Raw genomic sequence first — 21,901 nt, forward strand, 5'->3', positions numbered from 1 at the left:
CCTACGGTAATGAGCAATGCATCTCGTAAACGCTTCGCGTTTCCTTCGATGTCGGGCATTCGCCCTATCAAACCGCAATCTGACGTTTCCGCCTGCAAGCAGGCGAATCGTCCCTACGGTAATGAGCAATGCATCTCGTAAACGCTTCGCGTTTCCTTCGATGTCGGGCATTCGCCCTATCAAACCGCAATCTGACGTTTCCGCCTGCAAGCAGGCGAATCGTCATCTTACGGTTTGACATTTCTCATTACCTACGCAGGTTGTTGGCCTGCTGTAGCATCTCATCGGATGCTGTGATGGCTTTGGAGTTGAGTTCGTAGGCACGCTGTGCAACGATCATGTTGACCATCTCGTCTACGACCTGTACATTGGAGCTTTCCAGATATCCCTGGATAATACTGCTCTTTTCTACATTATTATTTCTTGCTTCGTTGATAGCCTGTCCGCTGGCTGCGGTCTGCTGATACAGGCTGTCTGCCAGTCTTTCCAGTCCGTTCGGATTATTGAACTGGAAAACACCTATTGTGATGCCGATAGGCTGAGGTTTGTTCTTTGCATCGGGATAACACAGACTTCCGTCCTTGCTGACTGTAATATTGCTCATCACATAATTGCTGCCCAGAACAATTGCTTTACCCTGTGTATCCAGTACCGGAAGTCCATCAGAAGTAGCCAGCATATTGCCGCCGTTGGCTGCAAGAGTAAACTTCAGATTACCGTTTCTGGTGTAGTAGGTATTGCCGTCCGCTCCTCTTACTGCAAAGAAACCCTTGCCATCAATTGCAAATGCGGTGTCGCTGTCGGATGCTGTCAGACTTCCTTCCTTAAATACGGAACTGATGGAAGCATTTCTTACACCGAGACCTACCTGCGCACTGCCGGGCTTGGTATCTCCGTTTGCGGAAGTTGTCTTCGTCTGGATGTTCTGGTATAACAGGCTCTTGAATTCATTCACCTGTGTTTTGTAACCTGTGGTGTTTACGTTTGCCAGATTATTGGCAATCGTATCCACATTTGTCTGCTGTGCGATCATGCCGGTCGCTGCTGTCCATAAGCTTCTGACCATATGTAGTCTCCTCTCACAATGTCCCTTATGTCATCCATGACCTGATTTTTATCCTGAAAATATTCTATAATCAGTTATCGGCTGTCCCAGCCGAATTCATTACTACAGTTTACCAATCTGGTTCGCTGCTACATCCAGAGTGCCATCAATGGTCTGGACCACCTTCTGGTTGGATTCATATGCTCTGGTAATGGAGATCAGATTTACCATCTCGGATACAATCTGTACATTTGCCATCTCCAGATAGCCTGACTTCACCTGTGCATCTGCCGTAGTCGTTTTGGCCCCTTCAATGGGCTGATAATAGGTCTCTCCATATTTTTCCAGGTAATCATAATCTTCAAAGTCCGTCACCTGAATTCTGGCAACTGCCTGATCGTTCTGATAAATCGTACCGTCATCGGTGATCTTGGAATCCAGCAGTGTGTTCAGGCGGATCCTCCTGTTCTGGGTATCCAGAACATAGTCACCCTCTTCCGTTACCAGATATCCATCCTTATTCAGTGTAAACTGTCCTGCACGGGTGTATTTGGTGTCGGTCTCTCCTGCCTTATTGGTAAATTCAATGGCAAAAAAGCCATCTCCGGCTAATGCCAGATCATAGGTATTATCCGTAATGCGGAAAGATCCCTGAGTATAATCGGTATAATTCTCTCCGATCTTCACTCCGGGATTTTTGATACCGATCCTCTGGACATTTCTCATGCCTACCGACTGGTCCTTGATCTTGACCGTCAGCACATCATTAAAGGACTGGCTGGTGGATCCTTCCTTTTTATATCCGACGGTAGATGCATTGGCCAGATTGTTGGTCATGATATCCATTCTGTTCTGTTCGTTTACCATACCGGTGTAAGCGGTATACAAGCCTTTAACCATTCATATCCTCCATTTGCGGCTGCGATCCTTCGACAAATGTACGGCATCCTGCCTTAGTCTATCTTTTCCGGTTCCCCGGAGCTGTCTGTGTTACTCTCTGTAGCCTGCCAGGAACTCTACGTATTTACCGGTTCCGATAGCTACTGCTGTCATGGGATCCTCTGCTGTCATGGTGTTGATACCTGTCTTGGCAGAGATCAGATCTTCCAGACCGCGCAGCAGGCTTCCACCTCCGGTCAGTACGATTCCTCTGTCTGCAATATCGGCTGCCAGCTCAGGGGGAGTCTTCTCCAGTACGCTGTGAATGGTCTCCACGATCTGTGCGGTAGTCTCGCGCAATGCCTCCTCGGTCTCCTCGGAAGACACCTTAACAGTCTTGGGCAGACCGGTCACGAGGTTACGTCCTCTGACATCCATATAATCCACTTCCGCTCTCTTGTAGCAGGAACCGATCTTGATCTTCAGATCCTCTGCGGTTCTCTCACCGATGAGCAGATTATGTTTTTTACGCATATAACGCACAATGGCTTCATCAAAATCATCGCCTGCGATCTTGATGGAAGCACTGACTACAGTACCTCCCAGAGATATGACTGCGATATCGGAAGTACCGCCGCCGATATCTACGATCATATTACCGCAAGGCTTGGAAATATCAATACCCGCACCGATAGCAGCTGCGATGGGTTCCTCAATAATGGAAACCTCTCTGGCACCTGCCTGGTAGGTAGCATCTTCTACTGCCTTCTTCTCTACCTCTGTAACGCCGCTGGGAACACAGACAGCGATACGGGGCTTACGGAAAGTTCTCTTCCCCAGCGCTTTCTGGATAAAGTATTTCATCATTTTCTCGGTTACGGTATAATCAGAGATAACACCCTGACGTAACGGTCTTACGGCTACGATGTTGCCGGGAGTTCTTCCCAGCATCAGTCTTGCATCCTCACCGATGGCTTTAATCTTATTTGTATCTCTATCAAAAGCTACAACAGAGGGCTCCTTTAATACAACGCCCTTTCCTCTGATGTATACCAGAATGCTGGCGGTACCTAAATCAATTCCGATATCTGTGCACTGCATCTTTTTTATTACCCCTTTCCGATGGTATCTATCTATAAGTCTTGACTCTACACGCTATTTTAGTCATATACATCATATTATAACTGAATTTTTTCCATTTTCATAGAGGGTAATTCTTAAAATTTGATAACTATTCAGAATCAGGGAGCCATGAAAGAGCGTTTTGCGAATGGGGGGCTGAATAGTTATCGTAGTTTCTTGTCCTTCTCCAGCATCTTTTTCACATAGTAACCGGTGTAGGATTTTTTCACCTTGACGATCTCTTCCGGGGTTCCCTTGGCGATCACTGTACCACCGCGGTCTCCGCCTTCCGGTCCCATATCGATGATATAATCCGCGGTCTTGATCACATCCAGATTATGCTCGATGACAACCACCGTGTTGCCGCCGTCCGCCAGTCTGTGCAGGATCTCCACCAGCTTATGGACATCCTCAAAATGCAGTCCTGTGGTAGGCTCATCCAGGATATAGATGGTCCTGCCGGTACTTCTTCTGGAAAGCTCCGTGGCCAGCTTGATACGCTGTGCCTCACCACCGGACAGGGTAGTGGAAGGCTGTCCCAGCTTTACATAGGAAAGTCCCACATCATACAGGGTCTCGATCTTTCTGCGGATAAACGGTACATTTTCGAAGAAAGGCAATGCTTCTTCCACCGTCATATCCAACACATCAAAAATACTCTTGCCTTTGTATTTTACATCCAGTGTCTCACGGTTGTATCTCTTACCGCCGCAGACCTCACAGGGCACATAGACATCCGGCAGGAAATGCATCTCGATCTTGATGATACCATCGCCACCGCAGGCTTCACATCTTCCGCCCTTGACATTGAAGCTGAATCGTCCCTTGCTGTAACCCTTGGCCTTTGCGTCCGCCGTAGAAGCAAACAGATCGCGGATCAGATCAAATACTCCGGTATAAGTAGCGGGGTTGGATCTGGGAGTCCGTCCGATGGGAGACTGGTCAATGTTGATGACTTTGTCCAGCTGTTCCACACCTTCGATACCCTTGTGTCTGCCGGGAATGCAGCGGGCACGGTTCAATTCTCTCGCCAGATGTTTGTAGAGGATCTCATTCACCAGTGAACTTTTTCCGGAACCGGAGACACCGGTGACACAGGTCATCACACCCAGAGGAATTTCTACATCTACGTTTTTCAGGTTGTTTTCCTGAGCTCCCAGTACTTTGATCCAGCCGGTGGGAGTCCTTCTGGTTTCTGGTACGGGAATCCGCTTTTTGCCGCTGAGGTACTGTCCCGTAATGGATTCTGGAATCTGCATGATCTCTTCTGCTGTGCCGCAGGCAATGACCTCTCCGCCGTGGGAACCGGCTCCCGGACCAATGTCCACGATATAATCCGCTGCCAGCATGGTGTCTTCATCATGCTCTACCACTACCAGAGTGTTCCCCAGATCCCGCAGGTTCTTCAGAGTATTCAGCAGTTTGTCATTGTCTCTCTGGTGCAGGCCGATGCTGGGCTCGTCCAGAATATAGCATACACCCACCAGTCCGGAACCGATCTGGGTAGCCAGACGGATACGCTGTGCTTCACCGCCGGACAGGGTAGCCGTAGCTCTGGCCAGGGACAAATATTCCAGTCCCACATCCACCAGAAATCCTACTCTTGCGCGGATCTCCTTCAGCACACGCTCACCGATGAACTGCTGCTGTTTCGTCAGCGTCATGGTATCCAGGAATTTCTGCAGATCACGGATGGACATGGATGTGATCTCATAAATATTCTTGTCGCATACGGTAACCGCCAGAGATTCCTTCTTCAGTCGCATGCCCTTACATTCTTTACAGGGAGTGATGCGCATGAAGGTCTCATATTCCTGTTTGCTGCTCTCGGAAGCGGTCTCACGATAGCGGCGCTCCACATTTTTGATCAGGCCTTCAAAGGCTACTGGATACACACCACTGCCGCGCTGGCCGGTATAATGCACCAGGACCTCTTTACCGTTGGTGCCGTGGATCAGAATGTCATGAATCTTCTGGGGATAATCCTGGAAGGGAGTATCCAGATCAAAATTGTATTCCTTCGCCAGTGCCCGCAAAATAGCATTGGTAAAGCTAGACTTGTCCGCACAGGACTGCCAGCCCATGACCGTGATGGCTCCCTCATTGATGCTGAGTCTCTTGTCCGGGATCATCAGATCCTCGTCGAATTCCATCTTATATCCCAGGCCGAAGCATACCGGGCAGGCACCGAAAGGATTGTTGAAGGAAAAGCTTCTGGGCTCCACTTCGCTGACACTGATACCACAGTCCGGACAGGAAAAGCTCTGGCTGAAAGTCGCCGGTTCGCCGCCGATCACATCCACCACCAGCAGCCCCTCTGCCAGTTCCAGTACGTTTTCAATAGAGTCTGTCAGACGGCGCTGAATACCATCCTTTACCACCAGACGATCTACCACGATGTCGATATTGTGCTTGATATTTTTATCCAGTTTGATCTCTTCCGTCAGTTCATACATGCTGCCGTCGATCCGTACCCGGACATAACCGCTTCTCTTGGCGCGCTCCAACACCTTGGCATGCTCGCCCTTGCGGCCTCTGACCACGGGGGCCAGCAACTGGATCTTCGTGCCTTCTCCCATGTTCATAATCTGATCCACCATCTGATCTACAGTCTGCTTGGCAATCTCTCTGCCACACTTCGGGCAGTGGGGAATACCGATTCTCGCATACAGCAGACGGAAATAGTCATAAATCTCTGTTACCGTACCTACGGTAGAACGAGGGTTACGGTTGGTGGATTTCTGGTCAATGGAGATAGCGGGGGACAGTCCTTCGATGCTTTCCACATTGGGCTTCTCCATCTGGCCCAGGAACTGTCTCGCATAGGAGGACAGGGATTCCATGTAGCGTCTCTGTCCCTCTGCATAGATCGTGTCGAATGCCAGAGAGGACTTACCGGAACCGGACATACCGGTCAATACCACCAGCTCGTTTCTGGGAATGTCCACATTAATGTTTTTCAGGTTATGTTCATTGGCACCCCGGATCTTAATGTACTCCCGGGGACGCATCTTCTTTGCTTCTTCCATTGTCTTGCCTTTCTTAAATAAAATATCGTTCTCCAATTATTCAGAGCCCCATTCGCAAAATCGCATCTTTGATGCTTTACTTTTATTCCATATCATTTAATTGTTTCTTTAATTCAAGCATTTTATCTCTAAGTTCTGCTGCCGCTTCGAAATTCAGGTCTGCCGCTGCTTTCTGCATCTTCTTCTGGATCTCGCCGATCAGCTTCTCCAGTTCCTTCTTCGTCATGGATTCGGGATCCTTCTCAAAGCGTACCTCTTCCTTGGCGATTACCTTGGAGATGCTGATAAGATCACGCACCGCCTTTTTGATCGTCTGGGGGGTGATACCATGTTCTTCATTATATTTCATCTGGATCTCACGACGTCTGTTGGTCTCATCCAGTGCTTCCCGCATGGAGTCCGTGATGGTGTCCGCATACATGATGACATGGCCTTCCGCATTACGGGCCGCACGGCCGATGGTCTGGATCAGGGAAGTCGCGCTTCTGAGGAATCCTTCCTTATCCGCATCCAGAATGGCCACCAGAGTGATCTCCGGAATATCCAGACCCTCTCGCAACAGGTTGATACCTACCAGTACATCGAACACATCCAGACGCATATCCCGGATGATCTGGGCACGCTCCAGCGTATCAATGTCAGAATGCAGATATTTCACCCGAATACCGACTTCCTTCATATAATCCGTAAGATCCTCTGCCATCCGCTTGGTCAGTGTGGTGATCAGTACCTTATGATGCTGTGCGATCTCCTTGTTGACCTCTCCGATCAGGTCATCGATCTGTCCCTCTACCGGGCGCACCTGTACTTCCGGATCCAGCAGACCTGTGGGACGAATGATCTGCTCTGTCCGCAGCAGTTCATGCTCCTTCTCATAATCGGAAGGAGTGGCGGATACGAACATCATCTGGTCGATATGCGCCTCGAATTCCTCAAAGTTCAACGGTCTATTATCCAGTGCCGAGGGCAGACGGAAACCGTAGTCCACCAGTGTCTGCTTTCGCGAGCGGTCCCCGGCATACATACCGCGGATCTGTGGGATCGTCATATGGGACTCGTCCACGATAATCAGGAAATCATCCGGGAAGAAATCAAGCAGCGTCATAGGCGGTGCTCCCTCAGGAAGTCCGTTCAGATGTCTGGAATAGTTCTCGATACCGGAACAGAAACCGGTCTCCCGGAGCATCTCAATATCGAAATTCGTCCGTTCCGCAATCCGCTGGGCCTCGATCAGCTTGTCTTCGCCCTTGAAAAACTGTACCCGTTCCTTCATCTCTTCTTCGATATTGTCACATGCTGCCTTGATCTTCTCCTGAGATACCACATAATGGGATGCCGGGAAGATCGCCACATGATTCAGCTCTGCATGAATTTTCCCTGTAAGAGGCTCTACCTCTGCGATCCGGTCGATCTCATCCCCGAAAAATTCGATACGGATGAGATAATCGCCGCCCTGTGCCGGATATACTTCCACCACATCTCCCCTGACACGGAAAGTGGCACGCTGAATATCCATATCGTTGCGGTTGTACTGAATATCGATCAGTTCCCGCAATACCTCGTCACGATCCTTCACCATGCCGGGACGCAGGGATACGATCAGATCCTGATATTCGTCGGGGCTTCCCAGACCATAGATACAGGACACGCTGGCCACTACCACCACATCCCTGCGTTCCGCCAGGGATGCTGTCGCTGACAGACGCAGTTTATCGATCTCATCATTGATGGAAGAATCCTTGGCAATATAAGTGTCCGAAGACGGCACGTAAGCCTCCGGCTGATAATAATCGTAATAGGAGACAAAATATTCCACGGCATTTTCTGGGAAAAATTCCTTCATTTCCCCGTAAAGCTGCCCCGCCAGTGTCTTGTTGTGGGCAATGATCAGCGTCGGCTTATTCAATGCCTGGATCACATTGGCCATGGTAAAGGTCTTACCGGAACCGGTAACACCCAGCAATGTCTCAAACTGATTGCCCTGCCGGAAGCCTTCCACCAGCTCCGCAATAGCCTGCGGCTGGTCTCCGGTAGGCTGATATTCGGAATGTAATTTGAAATGATCCATATTCCTTCTCCTGATTTTCGCTTCTATCTGTAAAACTCTATCTGTAAAAATAGGAAGTCTCTATCATCTTCTTAGTATGATTACCTGTCTAGTATATCATTCAAAAATAAAAAAGTACAGAACAAAATCGAATGTTTGTTCTGTACTTCTTATACCCTGATGATAACACGCAATATTTCAACATTTTCATAACACTGTACGCTCAGCCATTGCATCATATACTATTTTTTCCAGATATTCTCTCTTTGAGAAATTACTGCCATCCGCAAAATATGCATTATATGCTACCAAGGCCATTCGAACATATCTGCTGTTTTTTTCAAATAACTCTCTGTTTATCTTTAAGCCAATCGCATCAGCATATTGGCAGAAAAATGTTATCGTTGTTCTGGTGTTTCCTTCCCGAAAAGGATGTACTTTCCATAGTCTTGCCAGAGAATCGCAAAATTCGACTGTTGCACGCTTTCTATCCATATCTTTCCAAGGCTTTCCTCGCATATCTGAAAGGATATTGTGAATATCCTTCACGATATCAAACGGATCAGAGTACTCTACTGACATACCTCCGAGGACATCTTCCTCCTTATAGATAGCAATGATACGTGGTTCTCCTGCCCATTCATATAAATCCTGAAAAATATAATGGTGCATCCTTAAAAGATGTTCGGTATTATATTCTCCCGGCAATGGATTCATTGCTAACTCTTTTAAACGATACACCACGTAATCTGCTTCCGCATCATTCAGCCCATCCTGCGTTCTGATATCCAGTTTGTTTTTTAATACCTCTGTATTTTCATACAAATACGGATCACGCATTCGCAGGCTCCTTCATCTTATATTTCTTATCAAGAAATTTTTTAACATCTTCCATCGTTGCCTCACCTGTTTTTTCTTTTTCGATATATTTTTTTAAATCCTCTGTAGGTTCAAGTCCATCTACCCTGATCATTCCGATTGCATAATCCCAAGCTTCTGCATTAGTCATTGTATCAGTCCTCCTTTTCTGCTCTTCTTATTATATCAAAAATTCTTAAATTCTTCACTATTATTTCATCATAAAGTTGCTCTACCAGCGCCTCGAAAAACTCCATCATTTTCTTAGTATGATTACCCGTCTAGTATATCATTCAAAAATAAAAAAGTACAGAACAAAATCGAATGTTTGTTCTGTACTTTTTTATCATACGCCTCTTTACTGCATGATATCGCCAACACCATTATCCCGAATCACCTGCTGATACCAATAAAAGGAATCTTTCGGAATTCGCTGCTGTGATCTATAGTCCACATAAACTAATCCAAATCTCGGGTCGCATCCTTCCGCCCACTCAAAATTATCTGTAAATGCCCATGCTGTATATCCTATCACAGGAATCCCATCATTCATTGCACGATACAATTTACTCAGATAGCAATACATATAATCAACCCTCTGAGGGTCATGTACCTTACCGTCACTCATTACAAAATCAAGATTGGACATACCATTCTCCGTAATCAGAATTGGAAGATGATATCGTTCATACAGGAATTTCGGAGACCAGTAAAGTACCTCGGGGGTAATCGCCCATCCTAACTGTGTACGTGGCATTCCGGGCCAGCCGAGATCGGGAGATTTTGCATCTGCATTATAATTGTTAGCAAAATAAATATTATACCCAAAAAAGTTCAACGGCTGGCAGATTACTTTCAAATCCTCTTGTGTCAAAACCTTTTCCAGATACTGTGGTGCTTTTCCCAAAATCATTGGATCTGCCCACCAGTTTACCGCCATGGAAAATCCCTTTTCAATATCAAACATTTCATTTCTTGCTTTTTCGATTCCATCAGTCGTTTCATCATACGCCACAAAATTGCGTCCATTCAAGGCGAATCCAATCTGCGGATCTGCAAGTTTCGAACGTTCTCTAATAATTTTCACCGCATATCCGTGACATAATAATACATTCCTGCTGATGTAAGCCAGATCACTGAATCGTTGCTCTTTTGTCATCGTATTTGTCTTAAACGGAGCTTGTCGACCTTCAAAATAACCGAACCCGATAAAGCATGCCGGCTCGTTGAACGTTATCCAATAACGCACTTTATCAGATAAAGCGTCTACCACAGTCTGAATATATTCTTTAAATTCATCAATAATCTGTGGATTCTCCCATCCTCCTTCGTTGTAAGCCCACATAGGAAGATCCCAATGATACAAAGTACACAGCGGCTCAATCCCGGCACGACGCAGTTCGCCTGTCAGATCTCGATAAAACTGAAGTCCTTTTTCGTTGATAATACCTCTTTGAGGCATAACTCTCGGCCAACTGACGGAAAACCGGTAACTCTTCAATCCCAGCTCTTTCATCAGAGCGATATCCTCTCTGTAACGATGATAATGATCACAAGCCTTATCCCCATTTAGGTTCCGCTTGATGTGTCCATCTGCAGTAGCGTCCCAGATACTGTCGGTCTTACCATCCTCATTTCTGGCTCCCTCTATCTGGAAGGAAGCACTGGCTGCTCCCCATAAAAAATTCTCCGGAAATAATTTCATTTTCCTGTTCCTCCTGCTCTTGTTATTTTTTGTGATATAAATGTACTTCTCCGCATAAACCGATCTGATTCTCCGGTTTCCAGTTCTCCTGTTTTCTCTTTGGTGGTATTCTCCGCTCCAATGTAGTAGCAACTTCGATTACAATCCGGTTTTTTCCTGTTATAAGTAACTTATCAATCTCATACCGATACGGTGGAATAATCTGGATTCCACAATCTGCTCCGTTTACAAATACTTGTACGGCTTCCCCTGCGTCACTGATCTCTAAAACTGCATGTTGTATTTCTTCCGGTCTCAGTTCCACTTCCTGTTCATAACGAATCACACCGCCGAAATCCGGCATTTCCTTCTCTGCATGATCTGGTAATTCTACCGCTACAGGCTGTTCAAATACAGGATAATGAATGCTATCGCACACCGAGCGTGTCCATCCTTTATTCAGATTTCTGCCTCCTGTTACCGTATACGTCGATTGCTTTTTCAAACAGTCCGGGGTTTCCGTATCAAATATGATGATCCAACTTTTTCCGGGTTCTATCCGCACATTAAACTCTATCGAATTTCCTTCTTTTAGCTGTAGCTCTTCCAGTTCATTTTCCCATGCATTATACCGATAGCATATCTCTCTTTTATCTGACAAGAGCACCGTGCCTTCATATATCGTCGTTCCTTCATTCACAAGGTACAAGAGTTCCGGGTCTCCATGATACCTGTAACTGCGAATATCTTTATTCTCCGGAATCATCTGTATTTCCGGCATCCTGTGCTTTCTCATGTACTCCAAAAGTTTCGTTACCGGCAATGTTTCTGCGTATTTGCGTATTTGTGACAACCTTTCCGCTTCACTATTACTGTCGATCCAACTGCATATTCCTTTGGGATAGGCATTTAGGAATACACAGGGGAATCCCTGTTTTCCCAGTCGGATAACAGCTTCTGCCGTTTCCTTTGTTATATAATCGGTCTGTGGAATAATGAAAATCTTATATTTCTGTGTATGGACCTGTAATCCGTCACTCAGATCCGTTTCATAACAACTGTCTGTAAAAATATCTGACGGCAAGAAGTCAAATCCAATCTGTGCTTCCGTCAGAATTCTCGCCGGTTCCTGAATATACATGCATGTCATTCCCGTCCACTCGGCTTCGCCATGATACAAAATCGCCGCTTCGCTCTCATGATGTCCACCGTTTATCAGATTGCAGATACGATTCATATAATTCATCAGCACTCCAAAGTGACGGTATTGCGGATTATGTCCATGTGCATAAAAATGCGGTGGGCAGTCCTGATCCGGGAAATCCTTGGCCGAAAAAGCATGCGGAACAAAATGATTCACACCTCGAACCATAAAATGATCCGCCAGATATGCCTCCAGTCTCACCCCTTCTTTCCAGCCATAATTTCCAAAAATTTCGCACATGGAGCGATCTTTTTTACGACGATCTATTGCTGCCGCGCTGGAAGCAAGACGCCCCAATGTGAAATGATAAAACACACCGTCACGCGGTGTCCCCAGATGAGAGACATAAGCAATATCTTCTCCCTGTGGTAATACCTGTCCTCCAATATCATCTATTCCTGACATATCCTGTCCTGCCAGTCCGCGGAAATAGTGTCCCAGACTCGATCCGCAGCGAGCATGCTGGTTATTGTCTTCGATCAGGTGGCCTATGTATTCGACACCGTGTTTGTGACACCAGTCTCCTATCTGCCGGGAAAAATCCCTTTCCACGCATCTGGTAACTTTATCCATGTAACTGAAACGCACCTTGGCCGTCAGATTCTCATCAAATTCCCTTTCCCATAAAAGCGGCAGATATTTTGCATATTCCGTTCCAAACGTTTTCTCAAGATCCTGTGCAAGTTCCCTGCTCCAAGGTTGATCTTCCATCTGATAGATCTTCTGATCCATCTGATAGAGATGACCGTTCCCGATCTCCGGTTCATCCGAGAAAAATCCTGCAATGGTATCTCCGAAATCCTCTTGATAATGTGCATAGTGTGGCTCATACACAGCCTCGATCAGTGTATGACAGGCCTCCTCATCCAACATATTCATGTAATTACGATGTGACCCACGATTTCTCGTCAGATGAAGTGCATATACTTTCCATTCTCCTTCCGTCGGTGCATACGCTATCTCTCCGTTTTTTTCCTCCAGCAATATCAGATCTTTCTCCACTGATCCGTTTTTCCGCACCGCTATTATCCCCAGTGTCTGATCTCCCGGGAATGTTTCAAATTCCATGTGAAAATAATTCTCGATCCAGGATGGGACAAACGGTTCTGCTCTATCGTAGCTTGATCTCTTCCAGACTTTTCTTTCTCCCGGAGCCACCCTGTCCAACACTCGGTAGGTCAGGAACCATCTCTTGCAGGTGTCTGGTTTTTCCTCAATTTTTCCGTTACAATATCCTGTGGGGAAATGACTGTCATCCAGTATCCAGACCTTCATTTTCCGTTTTCTTGCTTCCTCCAAAATAATGTCCATATCCCGCCACCAGCCGGCTCCCACAAAATCCGGATGTGGGCGGCTTTCTATACACACCGCGCGAATATTTGCATCATAAATTACCTGCATGTATTTTCTCAGCACTGCTTCCGATTCACCGTGTTGCCAGAAAAAGGGGAAAATATAATTTTCCATCTCTCCATGCAACAGGCTGTTTATTTTGGAATTCATAAACGCCTCCTCATCTGCTGTCAGTTCTCTTCCTGTTTGTATTTTTGTCTGTACTCGCTGGGTTTCATTCCTTCCACCCGTTCAAATGTCTGATTAAAATGGTTTACATCACTGTATCCCACCGCTTTACACACCTCATAAATATGCAGTTCCGTCTCTGCCAACAGCTTTTTGGCACGATCCACACGATAATCTGTCAGATACTTCTGATAGGTCATTCCGGTTTTTTTCTTAAACAATTGACTGAAATAGTAAGGATTAATATAAAATTTCCCGGATATGTCATTCAATGAAATATTCTGATTATAGTTTTGCCTGATGTACTCCTTTGCTTCTGCAATAACATCCTTCTTTTTCGGCATATTATCTTTCAGCATAACTTCATTGACACTGCTGACCATATTCATGATCCAGTTTTCCAACTGTTCCATTGTCTTGAATTTTTCAATACTCTTCAAAGTAAATAAATTCTTTCCAAAGTATTCATTCATCTGAAGCTGTGCCGTCGGTATGTTATGTAATCCCAGAAGCACAATATTCAAGCTCAGTTTCTGCAATTCCGGAAGTGTCAATGTATTCTCTGAAAGAATTCTGTGAAAAATTCCTTTCACGGTAATCCGGAAGCCATTCTGGTCAAAACGATCAATTCTATCCTTTAATTGCTCTGTCTCTTCTTCCGTAAGCAGTTCCGGCCGGTTTTCCATATTGCAAAGTTCTTCAAATAAAATAGCGGTTCCGCAGCCTTTCAAAATACGGTAATTGATAGCTACACAAGCTTCCTCATATGCTTTAGGGAGATCTTCATACTCTTTATAAGTACTTCCGATTCCTATACTGAACCGACCTGCGTCCTTCGTGTTTTGAATCATATACTTTCCGACAAGCGTCCTCTTATCTTCCGTCGTAAAATTGTTTGCTCCGATGATTACCGCTGTTTGTGCATTCCCGATGCGGATACTGTAAAGGAACTGTTCCCCCTGTAGAATCAAGCCTTCTACAGGCAGTATATTCTCCTCTTGATTTTCTGCAGCAAGTACCAGACAGGTATACTGACTGTAATTTTCTAAAACTCTCATTTCCTTCAGGAATTCTCCCACCTTATAGCGGCTGTCCGTGCCACCTGTCAGGAAATCCCTCAATGCATAGTTACGCATATCATCATTCAATTTTCCCAAGGAATCCTGTGTCTTTCTCCTGGTTGCAATTTCTCCGCACACCCTGGTTATTGTCTCACTCAGTTCTTTCTCATCAACCGGTTTTGTGATAAAATCTCTGACTCCCAGTTCGATTGCCTTTTTTGCGTAGCTGAATTCTGCATATCCGCTTAATACAATAAACTCAGCTGAGCATCCTGCCTTTTTCAGTTCCCGGATCATTTCCAATCCGTCCATTTCAGGCATTCTGATATCCGTAACAATAATATCCGGCTGCTCTGCGGTGGCTTTCTCATATCCTTCTCTTCCGTCATGTGCCAGCAGAACCGGTCTGCACTCCGGATTATACTTTCCAGTCAAATAGGCAATTCCGGTTGCCTTTTCTTTTTCATCCTCAACAATCAATAACTTATATGCCATATTGATCAGCCTCTTTCCTGCTCCATATAAGGAATTCGAATTTCCACCACTGTTCCGTACTCATCACTTGATAAGATACTCAGCTTTCCTTCATTTCCATAGCGCAATCTGATCCGCTCTGCTATATTGCGAAGACCGATTCGATGAGAGTTTTGTGTTTCCTCGCTCTGTGATGTTTCCGACAATGCCTCCAGGCTGTGTCGTACTTCTTCCAGTCTCTCACCGGACATACCGGCACCATCATCCTGAATGATAAACACCATAATATGTTCATCAACCAGTCTTCCTGATATAGATATTTTGATCGGTATACCACTCTCTCTGCTTCCGTATTTGAATGAATTTTCAATGACCGGCTGGAACAGAATCGGCATGATACGTGCCTGACAGAGCTTCTGATCCACATCCTCATGCAAAGTAATCACATTGTCAAAGCGGATATTCTGAAGGCAGATATAAGACCGAATATTGTCAAGTTCATCGTTTACTGTGTAATTCTTTTTATCACTGTCCAGGACATTACGAAACATTTTTGCCAGAATCTTAACCATATCGGCCACATCATCATCTCCGTTCAGGATAGCCTTAATGCGAATGGATTCCAGGGTATTAAACAGAAAATGGGGATTAATCTGGGTACGAAGTGCCAGAAACTGTGCATTTTTCTGGCGTACACCTGCCTGATATATCTCCTCAAGCAGTGCTTCCATCTTACCGACCATATGATTATAGCTTTTTACCAGGCTTCCGAGTTCATCATTTCCAACTGTTTCCTCAATCAACTCATAGTTTCCATTTTCCAATCTTTTCATACTACTCTGCAACTTCCGGATTAAATATACCATTTGTTTGCTGAATAAAACGGAAGCGGAAATAATGATTGCAATCAGAACCGCCACCAGTATCCATGTCACCTTCTGGATAAAGCTGACACGCAGATACATCTTGCTCCTCGGGATCACAGTATTCACCTTAATTCCCAACTGTTTCGTCGTATCTTCTATTACGATATAATCGTCAGGGTTCTTTTCATAAAACAGCAGGCTTTCTTTGTCAATCTCGCTGTAATGAACTCTGCCACTGGACAAATCAGAATCATATATCAGTCCCCCCTGTGCATCTGTAATATTAATTTTGATATTATATTGATTGCGTTCCAGAAGAAACATATCACTCAATTTGATAATACTGGACGGAGCAAGGTCTATCAGTATCATCCCGGCATATTTTCCGTTTACACCGTATACACGACGTCCAAATGTAACCAATATCTGATCTCTGTTTCTATCATAATAAGAGCAGTCATGCAACGGTGTCAGAAACAGAACTTCCGAATTCTCCTGTTCTTTTAAAAACCAGTCCTGCCGCAACAATTCTTCATAACTCAAAGATCTTCCGGTACGATCATACTGAAAATATCCGCCTTCCTCATTCATGATCGTCACAGACTGAATTTCACTTTCCATCGTCATCAGTCTCATTACCAGTTCACGATAAAACAGTTTATTCTCTATTCTCTGTGATATCGGAATCTCTGTGTCCAGACGATCCATCAGACCTTCATTCACCAGCAGAGATTTTGTAAGCGCATCATAATCGCTGATAAACCCATTCATGTCAGAAGCTATTTGTGAACTGAAAATAGATGCAGTTTCCTCCATGGCGGATTCCAGACTATTAGCGGAAATATGATATAGTACAAAGCTCATAACCAACAATGGCATCACACTGACCATCGAGAACACAAGAATCAATTTTGTCGCTATATTCAGGTTGTTCCACATTTTCTTCATTGTCATCACACCGCCCATAGATTATTCGCTGTTCTATTCTAAAGAGATTTCAAGCATATCCAACATTCCCCGTCCGTGATATTCCAACATCAAAGTACCAATACCTCTCCATTCTTTTATATCGGTTTGGTTCTTTTCCCAGTCTTCTGACGGTGTCACAAGAATACGCCCTATCTCCTTATCATTTTCCTGTATTCTAACACAGATCTCTCCTTTTGCGCATCCTCTGGTCGTTATCGTTATCTTTTTCAGGTCATCGAATTGAAAATATTTATACCCTGCGCATCCTCCGTCTTCTATGCAGGTAATGTATTGCTTGGGCGCTGCATTTTCATCTTGTATCTCATCCGGATTTTTATCCGGAGCATCCTGTGTCACATAGGGCTGCGCATTGCTGTCCGGCCTGGATATCTCAGGTTCTAATTTTCCATGCAGTATGCATGCTATGGACGCAGGATATGTACCTTTTTCCAGCGGAGCTCCGTTGAATCCCTGTGATGTCATCTCTGCCTGTTGAAACCTGCCATCCGGCAACATAACTAACTCTTCAACGCAGGCTTGTCTTGAAAACTGTGTCTTATTAGTAGGTCTATGATAAAAGACGTACCATTTACCATTGATCTGCTCAATACTTCCATGATTGTTTCCCCACATGATCTGTATCCGGTTCTTATCCTGTTCTTCTATTACGCCGGAGTTATCGGACAGTACTCCTGCATAACGATACTCACGATCCGGTTTTTCACTTATGGCATAGCATAATTCTCTCGACCGAACAGAAGAATAAATCAAATAGTACTTTCCGTTTATCTTCCTGACAGAACTTGCTTCAAAAAACTCATGTCCCTCAAATCCGGTATCCTTTGCTTTTCCCAATATTGGAAGCAGAATTCTTGGTTCTTCTATGACTGTAAGCATATCGTCACTTAATTCCATGACACAGGAATTTTTAGGTGTTTTCCCTATATCCTTCTCTGTCTTTGGACCATTTCCTGAATACAGGTAAATTTTACTGTCTTCATCTATAAAAACACCGGGATCAAACTGCCAGATATCCCCTTCCCGTTTTCCGATCCATTGTCCTTTTTTATCCTGCACAATTCCATAGAATTGATATTGTCCTGCAGGTTCATTGCATACAGCTACACCGATTGCCTCTCCGTCACCGTCCGGGCAATAATATAAATAGTATCTTCCATCCTTGCCTCTTGCGACATCCGGTGCCCAGATTTGTCTGTTACCATCCGGCATTCTTGGATCCTGGCTGCTCCGGTAGATAATGCCTTCGTATCTCCATTCCTTTAGGTCATGAACATTGGCAGACCAACAGACATAATCGTTCATGCAATACTTATTTCCGCCAAACCCGTCATGGCTTCCGTATAGATAAACCCTGTCACCAAATACATGTGGTTCTCCGTCCGGAATATATTCCCACAAAGGCAGATATGGATTATAGCTCTGCATTCTTTTGTACTCCTGTTTCTACAAAGGAGTCCTGGGGAAATAAACTCTCAGGACTCCTCATCTTCTTGCAGAATATTACTGTGCTTTTTTTGCGTACCACTCTCTTGCTTTCTCAGTTACTTCCGTTCCACCGGTGGCATACCATTTTTCTACAAATTCATCAAACTTATCAATGGAGTATTCTCCGGTGATAATCTTGGTAGCATATTCAATATATAAAGTCCGGTTAGCAATATCCGGATAATCAGAAGTAATCGATTCCGGCATACCGTCCCCAGCAAAACTCTTTACATATTTCTGGTTTTCCTGAACATTCTCAATTGCCTGAGATACTGCCCATGCTCTGTCATCTGTTAACTGGGAAGACAGTACATTCACTTGGAAATCAATGGTTGCAATTTGGTTGAAAGGTACTAATACCAAATTCTGCTGCGTGGATGGATCATCCGGCAGACGAACGGATTCCCCGTTTACCACTTCACTGTGCATACCTTCCACACCATTATAAAATTTCATCCACAGATCCTGGTTTCCATAAGCATCTAATACTTTCATGATTCTGTCAATCTTCGCTTCATCATCCGTATTTGCTACAACAAATCCTCCGCCGTTCATCTGATGCATTGTATAATATCCTTCATATCCGGGTGCTGAAATGGCAGGTAATACAGCGATTTCCGGTTTTACTCCGGTACCATTATAAATATTTTCCGCATAATTATAGCATTCCTGAGGCAAATGTTCCCAAATACCAACCACACCTGAATTGATTTTACCGTCCCACGCAGCCTTATCATTCAGAAAAGTCTCTGGGTCGAGCAATCCTTCTGCATATAACCCGGACATCCACTCCAGACAATCTCGCATATTCCTGGTTACTGCAGAGTAAGTAAGTTCTCCATCATAAATATCCCACTGAGGATATCCTTCCCACATTGCAATTCCGTACTGTCCAAACAACTGTCCCATCCATCTTGCTTCTGCACGACCACCTGTAGGGATTTCATCTGCCACCCCATTGCCATTGGGATCATCGTTTTTAAATGCTCTGAGTACTTCTACAAACTCTTCCTGGGTTGTGGGCATGTCCAGACCGAGATTATCCAGCCAGTCCTTACGAATCATAGCGCCATTTCTTCCGTAACTCATAACCTGCGGAATCACATAGATGCGGTTTTGCCCGGTCGGATCATTCGCTTTTACTGCGTCCCAGACATCCTCCGGAATGCTCTCCCACAAATGAGGTGCTTTTTCAGGCAACAGATCTGTCAGATCCAGTAATGCTCCATTCGCAATTAATTCTGTCTCTACACCATTCCAGGGAGTAAACATATCCGGCATATCTCCGGCAGCAATTCTGAGATTCAACTGCTCCAAATAGGTTTCTCCACCATTCCACTCTACATAAGGCTGTACAATCCCGACACCTATGATATCTTTATAAAAATTATACAGTTCACTTCCTGCTTCCACCGGAAGGTATCCATTGTTGGTGCTCCAGATTTCAATATCCTCATCTGTAGAAGCCTCTGCCGTCTGTTCTGTTGCTTCTGTGCTCTTAGAATCAGCACTTCCACACCCCGACAACATTGACATCACCATCACCGATGCCAGCGTTGCACTCATTAGTTTCTTTGCATACCTTTTTTTCATACCTTTCCACCTCGTTCTTTCTTTTGGTAATTCTATTTTATCAGCTCCTATTTCTTTTGAAATATGGGCTTTTTAGTTCTTACTCTGTGTTTCTTTAGTTTTTATTTATCCCTTTACAGACCCTAGCATTGCACCTTTCGCAAAATATTTCTGTATCCAGGGATACGCGACCAAAACCGGAAGAATCGCAAATACAACCGCTGCTGCGCTGAGAGTTGCGGATGTATAATTTGCTGTCTGTGCCATGGTAACTGCCTGTAATTCTCCACCTCCGTCAACAATTGTTCGAATCTTCATTTGTAAAGGAAACAGGTTCATATTTTGTATAAACATCATCGGATGCTCATATTGGTTCCACATTGTCACTCCGTAAAATAATCCTACCGTAGCCAGCACTGCTTTCGAAGCCGGAAGCACAATTTGAAGCAAAATACGAAATTTTCCACATCCATCAATCATTGCAGCTTCTTCCAACTCCCGGGGAAACTGTTTGAAAAATGTTCTGACTATAATCAGGTTATACGCTGTCATAATATGAGGAAGAATTAACACCCAGTAATTATTGTATAATCCATAAGAACGTAACGTCAAAAAATAAGGAACTTTAGGAGCAGCAAACACCATAGTAAATACCACAAATAACATAATATATTTGGACGGTCGGAATTCTGTTTTCGACAACGGATATGCCATTAAAACATTTAGTAATAATGCTATCGCCACACCCAACACTGTGGAAGAAACCGAAATCAAGAAAGGCGTCCATATTTTTCCTTTCATAAAAAGATATTTCCAGGAATCAAACGTAAATCCTACCGGTAATAAATTAATCTGATTCATCTGTGATGCCGTTTTGGAGCTCAATGATACTGCAACCTCAGAAATAAGCGGGATGGCCGTAATAACGGCAAACAATATTAGAATCAAGCTAATTACAAACCCAAAGATTTTATCGTTTGCAGATTCCCGTACATGTGATTTTTTCGTATAAGCCTTCATTACCACAATCCTCCGTCTTCTGAAACTTTATTTGCAATTTTATTGAAAGTAACTACCATAAACAGACCTACTACCGACTGGAACAATCCTACCGCTGTTGCGAAACTGTATTGTGCCTGTTGAATTCCGACACGGAAAACATACGTATCAAAAATATCTGCCACTGAATAAGTCATTGGTGTGTATAAATTATATACTTGATCAAATCCCAGTGTTAAAAAGCTTCCGATGTTCAAAAGTAAAAGTGTAAGCACCGTAGGCACTAAAAGAGGAAATGTAATGAATTTCATTTTCTGGAATCGCGACGCACCATCAATAGAAGCTGATTCATACAAACTCGGATCCATTCCGCTAATTGCCGCCAGATATACTACCGTACCCCAGCCAGATTCTTTCCATATCGTAGAAAGAACATAAATAGGACGAAACCAGCTTTCTTTCTGCATTACCAGTAAGGGAGACATTCCCAGAAATTCTCTTACGTTATTAAACAGTCCACCAATGCCAAAAATATCGAATACCAGTCCTCCTACCACTACCCAGGATACAAAATATGGGATACAAATAATCGTCTGTATTCCCTTTTTCACCTTAGCATTTCGTAGTTCATTTAACATCAATGCCAAAATGACGGGAACCGGAAATGTCAAAACAGTCTTCAGCAATCCCAGAACAACCGTATTTCTGAGGATTTTGTAAAAATCCGGATATGTAAACAGCTTTTTAAAATTAGTCAATCCACACCATGCACTATCCCAAATTCCTTTATATGCAGAATAATCTTTAAATGCGATTACGCTACCAAGCATAGGAATATACTTAAACATAACAAGATATATAATTCCAGGCAACATCATCACATAATAAGGCCAGTTTCTTTTAAAATGCTCCTTTAAATTACCGGATCCAGCCTCCGTTCTTTTCATTTTTGTTTTTCCCATAAACTCACTCCTTCTTCTTTCTTTTTGGAATGATTTCATTTTAACATTTGTGTTTTTTTTGAAAATATGAGAATTTTAGTGATTGCTATGGTTTTTTTTAGAA

The 21,901-nt window shown here is 44.2% G+C and carries 15 protein-coding genes; all 15 read right to left on the reverse strand.

Annotated features, from left to right (window positions below; translation table 11 throughout):
• Positions 1–247: 247 nt before the first annotated feature.
• Positions 248–1,066 carry a flagellar hook-basal body protein gene (locus tag DWZ61_RS09110; RefSeq protein WP_117465950.1) on the reverse strand — a complete coding sequence of 273 codons (819 nt, stop codon included), beginning with the start codon at positions 1,064–1,066 and terminating at the stop codon, positions 248–250.
• A 102-nt stretch (positions 1,067–1,168) separates the two neighbouring features.
• Positions 1,169–1,945, reverse strand: coding sequence for a flagellar hook-basal body protein (locus DWZ61_RS09115; RefSeq protein WP_118503103.1), 777 nt, complete (start codon positions 1,943–1,945; stop codon positions 1,169–1,171).
• Between the two features lie 90 nt (positions 1,946–2,035).
• Positions 2,036–3,025 carry a rod shape-determining protein gene (locus tag DWZ61_RS09120; RefSeq protein ID WP_022312050.1) on the reverse strand — a complete coding sequence of 330 codons (990 nt, stop codon included), beginning with the start codon at positions 3,023–3,025 and terminating at the stop codon, positions 2,036–2,038.
• Positions 3,026–3,210: 185 nt separating this feature from the next.
• Entirely contained in the window at positions 3,211–6,075 is a 2,865-nt protein-coding gene (uvrA, locus tag DWZ61_RS09125; RefSeq protein ID WP_182427039.1) for an excinuclease ABC subunit UvrA, read from the reverse strand.
• Between the two features lie 82 nt (positions 6,076–6,157).
• Entirely contained in the window at positions 6,158–8,143 is a 1,986-nt protein-coding gene (uvrB, locus tag DWZ61_RS09130; RefSeq protein WP_118538132.1) for an excinuclease ABC subunit UvrB, read from the reverse strand.
• Positions 8,144–8,329: 186 nt separating this feature from the next.
• Positions 8,330–8,863 carry a Fic family protein gene (locus tag DWZ61_RS09135; protein ID WP_243026385.1) on the reverse strand — a complete coding sequence of 178 codons (534 nt, stop codon included), beginning with the start codon at positions 8,861–8,863 and terminating at the stop codon, positions 8,330–8,332.
• Between the two features lie 91 nt (positions 8,864–8,954).
• Positions 8,955–9,131 (reverse strand): hypothetical protein, encoded by a 177-nt coding sequence (locus DWZ61_RS19725; protein ID WP_182427040.1) that lies wholly within the window; start codon positions 9,129–9,131, stop codon positions 8,955–8,957.
• 207 nt (positions 9,132–9,338) lie between these two features.
• Positions 9,339–10,685 (reverse strand): family 1 glycosylhydrolase, encoded by a 1,347-nt coding sequence (locus DWZ61_RS09140; RefSeq protein ID WP_118538134.1) that lies wholly within the window; start codon positions 10,683–10,685, stop codon positions 9,339–9,341.
• Positions 10,686–10,707: 22 nt separating this feature from the next.
• Complete coding sequence (locus DWZ61_RS09145; RefSeq protein ID WP_118538135.1) at positions 10,708–13,371, reverse strand: hypothetical protein; 2,664 nt, start codon at positions 13,369–13,371, stop codon at positions 10,708–10,710.
• 20 nt (positions 13,372–13,391) lie between these two features.
• Complete coding sequence (locus DWZ61_RS09150; RefSeq protein WP_118538136.1) at positions 13,392–14,945, reverse strand: response regulator; 1,554 nt, start codon at positions 14,943–14,945, stop codon at positions 13,392–13,394.
• A gap of 5 nt (positions 14,946–14,950) precedes the next feature.
• The gene (locus tag DWZ61_RS09155; RefSeq protein ID WP_182427041.1) at positions 14,951–16,744 is read right to left on the reverse strand and encodes a sensor histidine kinase; all 1,794 of its coding nucleotides are present in this window, start codon (positions 16,742–16,744) and stop codon (positions 14,951–14,953) included.
• A gap of 27 nt (positions 16,745–16,771) precedes the next feature.
• Complete coding sequence (locus DWZ61_RS09160; protein WP_118538139.1) at positions 16,772–18,205, reverse strand: family 43 glycosylhydrolase; 1,434 nt, start codon at positions 18,203–18,205, stop codon at positions 16,772–16,774.
• A 75-nt stretch (positions 18,206–18,280) separates the two neighbouring features.
• Entirely contained in the window at positions 18,281–19,858 is a 1,578-nt protein-coding gene (locus DWZ61_RS09165; protein WP_118538141.1) for an extracellular solute-binding protein, read from the reverse strand.
• Positions 19,859–19,963: 105 nt separating this feature from the next.
• Positions 19,964–20,857: a carbohydrate ABC transporter permease gene (locus DWZ61_RS09170; RefSeq protein WP_118538143.1), complete on the reverse strand. Its 894-nt coding sequence runs from the start codon at positions 20,855–20,857 to the stop codon at positions 19,964–19,966.
• Positions 20,857–21,798 carry an ABC transporter permease subunit gene (locus DWZ61_RS09175; RefSeq protein WP_118503121.1) on the reverse strand — a complete coding sequence of 314 codons (942 nt, stop codon included), beginning with the start codon at positions 21,796–21,798 and terminating at the stop codon, positions 20,857–20,859. The genes DWZ61_RS09170 and DWZ61_RS09175 overlap by 1 nt, the downstream gene beginning before the upstream one ends.
• Positions 21,799–21,901: the final 103 nt, after the last annotated feature.

Origin of the sequence: Clostridium sp. AF34-10BH, assembly GCF_003478095.1 — a bacterium.
Lineage (GTDB): Bacteria > Bacillota > Clostridia > Lachnospirales > Lachnospiraceae > Acetatifactor > Acetatifactor acetigignens.

Excerpts from the sequence above, each read along its gene's own strand:
- DWZ61_RS09170 (WP_118538143.1), bottom strand. The coding sequence starts at position 20,857 with ATGAAGGCTTATACGAAAAAATCACATGTACGGGAATCTGCAAACGAT.
- uvrB (WP_118538132.1), bottom strand. The coding sequence starts at position 8,143 with ATGGATCATTTCAAATTACATTCCGAATATCAGCCTACCGGAGACCAG.
- DWZ61_RS09120 (WP_022312050.1), bottom strand. The coding sequence starts at position 3,025 with ATGCAGTGCACAGATATCGGAATTGATTTAGGTACCGCCAGCATTCTG.
- DWZ61_RS09110 (WP_117465950.1), bottom strand. The coding sequence starts at position 1,066 with ATGGTCAGAAGCTTATGGACAGCAGCGACCGGCATGATCGCACAGCAG.
- uvrA (WP_182427039.1), bottom strand. The coding sequence starts at position 6,075 with ATGGAAGAAGCAAAGAAGATGCGTCCCCGGGAGTACATTAAGATCCGG.
- DWZ61_RS09175 (WP_118503121.1), bottom strand. The coding sequence starts at position 21,798 with ATGGGAAAAACAAAAATGAAAAGAACGGAGGCTGGATCCGGTAATTTA.
- DWZ61_RS09165 (WP_118538141.1), bottom strand. The coding sequence starts at position 19,858 with ATGAAAAAAAGGTATGCAAAGAAACTAATGAGTGCAACGCTGGCATCG.
- DWZ61_RS09140 (WP_118538134.1), bottom strand. The coding sequence starts at position 10,685 with ATGAAATTATTTCCGGAGAATTTTTTATGGGGAGCAGCCAGTGCTTCC.
- DWZ61_RS09145 (WP_118538135.1), bottom strand. The coding sequence starts at position 13,371 with ATGAATTCCAAAATAAACAGCCTGTTGCATGGAGAGATGGAAAATTAT.
- DWZ61_RS09155 (WP_182427041.1), bottom strand. The coding sequence starts at position 16,744 with ATGACAATGAAGAAAATGTGGAACAACCTGAATATAGCGACAAAATTG.
- DWZ61_RS09115 (WP_118503103.1), bottom strand. The coding sequence starts at position 1,945 with ATGGTTAAAGGCTTGTATACCGCTTACACCGGTATGGTAAACGAACAG.
- DWZ61_RS09150 (WP_118538136.1), bottom strand. The coding sequence starts at position 14,945 with ATGGCATATAAGTTATTGATTGTTGAGGATGAAAAAGAAAAGGCAACC.
- DWZ61_RS19725 (WP_182427040.1), bottom strand. The coding sequence starts at position 9,131 with ATGACTAATGCAGAAGCTTGGGATTATGCAATCGGAATGATCAGGGTA.
- DWZ61_RS09160 (WP_118538139.1), bottom strand. The coding sequence starts at position 18,205 with ATGCAGAGCTATAATCCATATCTGCCTTTGTGGGAATATATTCCGGAC.